Origin of the sequence: Candidatus Electronema sp. PJ (assembly GCF_048287395.1) — a bacterium.
In the GTDB taxonomy this organism is placed as follows: domain Bacteria; phylum Desulfobacterota; class Desulfobulbia; order Desulfobulbales; family Desulfobulbaceae; genus Electronema.
Genome location: NZ_JBLWEO010000055.1, coordinates 1 through 5,361 on the forward strand (window position 1 = coordinate 1; position 5,361 = coordinate 5,361).

General features: G+C 53.7%; 7 protein-coding genes. 4 read left to right on the forward strand and 3 right to left on the reverse strand.

The annotated features are described in order from the left end of the window. Positions 1–667 precede the first annotated feature (667 nt). From ACNKIB_RS08550 to ACNKIB_RS08560, 3 genes are all read right to left on the reverse strand, one after another. Positions 668–844 (reverse strand): hypothetical protein, encoded by a 177-nt coding sequence (locus tag ACNKIB_RS08550; RefSeq protein ID WP_417910123.1) that lies wholly within the window; start codon positions 842–844, stop codon positions 668–670. Positions 845–1,284: 440 nt separating this feature from the next. Continuing rightward, positions 1,285–1,908 (reverse strand): Holliday junction branch migration protein RuvA, encoded by a 624-nt coding sequence (gene ruvA / locus ACNKIB_RS08555; RefSeq protein ID WP_417910124.1) that lies wholly within the window; start codon positions 1,906–1,908, stop codon positions 1,285–1,287. Continuing rightward, complete coding sequence (locus ACNKIB_RS08560) at positions 1,905–2,315, reverse strand: DUF2809 domain-containing protein (protein WP_417910125.1); 411 nt, start codon at positions 2,313–2,315, stop codon at positions 1,905–1,907. Before ACNKIB_RS08560 ends, ruvA begins: the two co-directional genes overlap by 4 nt. 202 nt (positions 2,316–2,517) lie before the next feature. Between ACNKIB_RS08560 and ilvC the strand changes: the two genes are divergently transcribed. The 4 genes from ilvC to ACNKIB_RS08580 all read left to right on the forward strand — a co-directional run bounded on the left by ilvC (position 2,518) and on the right by ACNKIB_RS08580 (position 5,122). Then, complete coding sequence (gene ilvC / locus ACNKIB_RS08565; protein WP_417910126.1) at positions 2,518–3,987, forward strand: ketol-acid reductoisomerase; 1,470 nt, start codon at positions 2,518–2,520, stop codon at positions 3,985–3,987. 80 nt (positions 3,988–4,067) lie between these two features. After that, positions 4,068–4,409: a hypothetical protein gene (locus ACNKIB_RS08570; protein WP_417910127.1), complete on the forward strand. Its 342-nt coding sequence runs from the start codon at positions 4,068–4,070 to the stop codon at positions 4,407–4,409. A gap of 52 nt (positions 4,410–4,461) precedes the next feature. Beyond that, complete coding sequence (locus ACNKIB_RS08575; RefSeq protein WP_417910128.1) at positions 4,462–4,941, forward strand: PIN domain-containing protein; 480 nt, start codon at positions 4,462–4,464, stop codon at positions 4,939–4,941. Then, positions 4,934–5,122, forward strand: a complete 189-nt coding sequence (locus ACNKIB_RS08580; RefSeq protein ID WP_417910129.1) for a hypothetical protein — start codon at positions 4,934–4,936, stop codon at positions 5,120–5,122. Before ACNKIB_RS08575 ends, ACNKIB_RS08580 begins: the two co-directional genes overlap by 8 nt. Positions 5,123–5,361: the final 239 nt, after the last annotated feature.

Below are 5,361 nucleotides of genomic sequence, written 5' to 3' on the forward strand. Positions count from 1 at the left end.
GAAGCGTACTGCCGCCTCCTCAAAACTCAAACCTTCACGTTCTTTGATTTCCAATACTTTCCGGCGAAAATCTACTGAATAGGCCATAAGATTCAACTCATAGGATGAAAATGATTGCTTGATCATTTTATATCGCTGCGACTATATACAGTGTGAAGCCAATCTTTTTTTATAGCGTGTAATAATTCTCCAATCTCGTTGCAGCCCGGATGACCCGGTTCATCTTCCGCTCCAGCTCCGCGCTCGCCGCCCTCCACGCGCAGATCAAAAGAGCGGGTGAAGCCTTAGATCAGCGGCCCGCTGGACAATTTCCTCATCTTTCGCGCAGTCAGCTTCGGTGCGCGATTCACTGCGCACTAAATTTTCATTTACATTTTTCCTGAAATTTTCAGCCAGATTGCAAGTCCATCCAAAATTTGGATGCGTGACTGCGCACCGCGCTTTCCGCGCAACCGCTGCAATGCGCCAGCTCTCTTATGTGCAACAGGTGGCCCGGCAATCTGGAGGCGATTTACGCAGCCCGCTTGTTCGAGTTCGGGGCCTCTGGCACGCCTCGTACTTCATCCGAACTTCACCCCGAACTAAATTTATATTTGCATTTTTTATAACATTTTCAGCGGATTGACAGCATCAGCGCTCGGCAGCCGCTGGATGATTTGGGCATTTGTTACGCCCCCGAACTTAGCTTCGTACCAAATTTTTCAGCGTGACTGACCGGCCCGGCCTCCTGCTGATCGTCCGCCTGTGCTTGCGTTTGCGAAAGTTGCAGTCCTGTAACTTTGCCTGCAACCTTGCCGTCTCCGTCCAGGTCGGCAATCAGTTTTGCCTGCGCTTTAAGCCGCATTCTCCTCATTCGTCTCTGTAGCAGAGCCATAATGAAACGTGAAAAAGCCTAGTGTCCTGAGATTACTGCTAAAGTTAAAATAAACCTCAAAAATATACCCGCTTTTGTGCCCGCTTTCTGCAAATCTGTGAGCAGTTTTCTGGCGGCTGGTTGGACACCGTTGAAAAGAGAATGGCAAACCGCAGCATCCAAACTTTGCCACGCCGTCCTTTTTTATAGAACGCAGATTCATTCCACGCTCACGTCCTGCGGCAGGGCATGGACGGAAACCGGCAGCTTGAAACGCTGTGTTCCCGTCCCTTGATGATTGGCTGAGAAAGCAGGCGTTGAAAAACGAGGTCTCCGGCGCGTCCCGCCCTACCCATTTGTTGCCGCATCATTGCCCCTGCCGCGCTGCCTGCATACTGCAAGGAAAAAAGGGCGATGCTGGCTGTTCCTACTCAGGCCATACTCCTCAGCGCAGCCCGGATCAGCTCATCCACCCGCATCTCTGCCGCCTTTGCGGGGTCAGCTTGCTGTACGCTGCGCAAAGCCTGCCAAGCAGTTTCCTGCGGATAGCCAAGGTTCATTAAGGCGGAGGCTGCGTCATGGATGGCAAAGCCCTCGCTAGCTGTCGGCAGAGCACTGGCTTTGGTTGGTAGCGGGCCAAGCTCCACAGTAAAGGCGAGCATCTTCTCAGCCAGCTCCATGCAGAGGCGCTCGGCGGTTTTCTTACCTACTCCGGGCAGAGTGGTTAGGCGTTTGCTATCCTTTAGACTGATGGCACTGCACAGGGCAGCAGGCTCCAGGCCCGACAGTATGGCCAGGGCCAGCTTAGGGCCGATGCCGGAGACGGTGTTCAGCAGGAGGAAGAGCCGCTTCTCACTGCTGTCCGGGAAGCCGTACAAGGTTATGGCATCCTCGCGCACGCTGGTGTGAATATGGAGCGCAACCTGCTCGCCAGGCTGGGGTAAGCCGTCGCTGGTGCGGGTGGAGATATGAATCTCGTAACCCACACCATGCACGTCAATAACAGCGGCAGAGGCATCTTTGCTGAGGAGGGTGCCGGAGATGTGGGCGATCATTGGTGCGGTGAGGTAGGGTTGGTTGCATTGAGAAGGAGCAGGTCAAGCAAGGCAGCACAGACAATGCCAAGGACATAGGCGATGATATCAGACCAAAGAAAGCTAAAGCCCAGCACAAAGGCTAATGGCCTGATGGCGCGGAGCTGCTCCAGCCAAGGAGGATGGAAGAGCTGAGAGGCTTCAATGAAGCAGGCAATGAGCAGTGCGATGCAGAGGGTCTGAGGAGTGCTCCGGCCCAGCAGCAGGGCACAGACGCAATAGAGTAGCATTGCCCACAGGACATCACCGGCATAGGCGACATACCAGGTTGGTAACAGGTTCGGTACCAGCCTAGCAGGTAGGCCCAGAGCAATGATGAGCGCGGCTAGCGGTAGGTAAATGAGCAGCTTGCGGTGCGGTTTGGTCATGCGGCTCTCACTTGAAACACAGCAACGCAGGCAGCTGTTAGCTCTGCGACGGCGGAGTATGAGTTAAAACATAAGGTCAACTACGACGCAAGTATTTTTGCCTGAGGTTCCGTTCTACTTGCACAAAACCCTTTACGCCGCAGCGTTTGCTGGTAAGATAGCAGCATATTAAATCATCCAACTCTGCACAAGGAGAATCATCATGTCTAACTATTTTAACAGCCTGCCCCTGCGCCTTCAGCTTGACGAGCTGGGCCGCTGCCGCTTCATGCAGGCTTCCGAGTTCAACGGCGTGGAAGCCCTGAAGGGCAAGAAGATCGTCATTGTCGGCTGCGGTGCGCAAGGTCTGAACCAAGGTCTGAACCTGCGCGACAGCGGCTTGGACGTGTCCTACACCCTGCGCGACGCGGCCATTGCCGAGAAGCGGCTGTCCTGGCAGCGGGCTACGGAGAACGGCTTCAAGGTCGGGACATATCAGGAGATGCTGCCCACCGCTGATCTGGTCATCAACCTGACCCCGGACAAGCAGCATTCCAGCGTGATCAAGGCGGTGATGCCGCTGATGAAGGAGAACGCCTGCCTGTCCTACTCGCACGGCTTCAACATTGTTGAAGAAGGGATGCAGATCCGCAAGGACATCACCGTGATCATGGTTGCGCCCAAATCGCCGGGCACCGAGGTGCGGCACGAGTACCAGCGCGGCTTCGGTGTGCCCACCCTGCTGGCCGTGCATCGCGAGAACGACCCGCTCGGCATCGGCTGGGACATTGCTAAAGCCTACGCCGCTGGCACCGGCGGCCATCGCGCTGGCTGCTTGGAGTCCTCCTTTGTCGCCGAGGTGAAGTCCGACCTGATGGGCGAGCAGACCATTCTCTGCGGCATGTTGCAGACCGGCTCGCTGCTCTGCTTCGAGCGGATGGTTGCGCTGGGCATGGATGCCCGCTATGCGGTCAAGCTGATCCAGAACGGCTGGGAGACCATCACCGAGGCCCTCAAGCACGGCGGCATCACCAACATGATGGACCGGCTGTCCAACCCGGCCAAACTGCGGGCCTTCCAGCTTGCTGACGAGCTAAAGCGCATCCTCAAGCCGCTCTTCTGTAAGCACATGGATGACATCATGTCCGGCCATTTCTCCACGACCATGATGCAGGACTGGGCTAATGACGATGCCAACCTGCTCACATGGCGCAAGGCCACTGGCGAGACCGCCTTTGAGAAGACAGAAGCGGCGGATATGGCCATCAGCGAGCAGGAGTATTTCGACAAAGGCATCCTGATGGTGGCGATGGTCAAAGCGGGCGTGGAGCTGGCCTTCAACACCATGGTCTCTTCCGGCATCAAGGCGGAGTCAGCCTATTACGAATCATTGCACGAGCTGCCATTGATCGCCAATCTGATCACCCGCAAGAAGCTGTATGAGATGAACGTGGTGATTTCTGATACTGCCGAGTACGGCTGCTATCTCTTCAACCATGCGGCCTACCCGCTGCTGCAAGGCTTCATGAAGACCGTGGGCGCGGATGTGATCGGCAAGGGCTTGGATGTGAAGGACAACTCTGTCAGCAACAAGGAGCTGATCGAGGTCAACCGGATCATCCGCAGCACCGGCGTGGAGACCATCGGCGCAGAGCTGCGCGGCTATATGAGCGCAATGAAGGCGATTATTTGAGGTTGGTTGCCGTTACCGGAATTGCAGGGTCACGGCATGCCGTGACCCTACCACTTTGTTAGCCAATAGAGGAACATAAAATGGAAATCACGGATCTTATCCTAGACTATCCAAAGAACTACCTTATTGAAAGAACTGAGAGCGAGGCTTCGGCATTCGACTTAAACGATAAACAACAAGTTATTGATCTGATCAATGAACTAATCCCGATGATTTTGAAAAAACCATTGGCTGAGTTGAGTCGAGAAGAGCAGGTTAGTTGCGGCTGGGTAATTGAGGGAGTTCTTGAATGTAACTTCGGATATAATTTTCAAGAAAACGACTATCGGGACTTCGTTAAGGAATGTGTGTTTAAGAGTTACGAACGTGCAAAGAGAAATCATGACCGCATTCGTGAGGGATTAAGGTCTTTGCGCAAATAGCCAAGTAGCATGGTAGGTTGCCCAAGCCGAAGAGATCATCTATATTCCCGCCATGAAAAGAACGATATACATCGAAACGAGCGTCATCAGCTACTTGGCTGCCGAAATGTCAGAAAATATCAGGACAAGCAGTCGCCAGCTTGTCACACATGCTTTCTGGAAAACGCTTCCGAACTATAGTGTTTTTATTTCAGACACTGTTGTCATGGAAGCATCGTGTGGCGATGCAGGGAAGGTGCAACGTCGGCTTTGGGAAATCCGTGACTTTTCTGTTCTTGACACAGATGCTAAGACGCAAGAGTTGGCAAAGTCGCTTATCAGGGAAAAGGCTGTTCCTGAAAAATGCCCGGAAGATGCAGTTCATATTGCTGTAGCGGCAGCACACGATATTGAATTTATCGTCACTTGGAACTTCAAGCACATCAACAATCCGTTCATGATGCGCAAAATAAGCAGTGTTGTAACGAAGCATGGCTGCTCCATGCCCGTAATCTGTTCACCTGAAGAATTCATGGAGGCGGAACATGATTGATCCGATCATAGAGGAAGTCAGAAAGTATCGGGATGAACACGCCCGTAGATTCAACTACGATTTAGACATGATTTGCGAAGACCTGCGCAGTCGGCACGCCCAGAATTTGGATCGGCTGAAAGAGATAAGAACAGTCGGCAAGACTGATGCGCTGGATGCTTACCCGCAGCACCGGCATTGAGGCTATTGGCGCGACCTTGCGCGGCTACATGAGCGCGATGAAGGCGATTATCTGAGGTTGGTTGCGGGGGAGATAACAGGGCGGACACAGGGGTCCGCCCCTTGTATCTTGTCTGTTGTGGTGGTTAGCTGCCAGCACACGAGTCGGGGAGAGCTTGTGGCCGCCCCTAAGGTTCGAACCTTGATGCGTAGATGAAGCCCCCTGGCTCACTTTCACGCCAGCGACAACACTGAACGGTA